At 36.0% G+C, this 292-nt stretch carries 1 protein-coding gene; it reads right to left on the bottom strand.

The features are described 5' to 3' along the window. Positions 1-188, bottom strand: a 188-nt coding sequence (locus tag AB4585_RS25155) for a class II fructose-bisphosphate aldolase (protein WP_372171487.1), incomplete at its 3' end; no start/stop codon positions are given. Between the last annotated feature and the right edge of the window lie 104 nt (positions 189-292).

Below are 292 nucleotides of genomic sequence, written 5' to 3'. Positions count from 1 at the left end.
TTAGAGAACTGAACTACTACTGGAGCTTTAGCTTTAGCCGCAGCTTCTAGTACACCATTTACAGAGTCAGTGTTTACAACGTTTACCGCTGGAAGAGCAAATTTGTTTTCTTTTGCTACTTCAAAAACTTTTTGTACGTCGTCGCCAGAGATAACACCTGGTTTTACAAAATCGAAGATCTTAGACATGGAATAAGTCCTATTTTCTGTCGTTTAGTATTAAATTGCACTTTTGCAAAGATTAAAAAACCTTGCTTACAACGCAAAGCATTGTAGCAAAATTAACAAAAAGG

Origin of the sequence: Vibrio sp. 10N.222.49.C9, from assembly GCF_041474985.1 — a bacterium.
Taxonomy (GTDB): domain Bacteria; phylum Pseudomonadota; class Gammaproteobacteria; order Enterobacterales; family Vibrionaceae; genus Vibrio; species Vibrio crassostreae_C.
The sequence above is the reverse complement of the archived record's forward strand: the minus strand, read 5'-3'. Positions and strand labels throughout refer to the sequence as shown.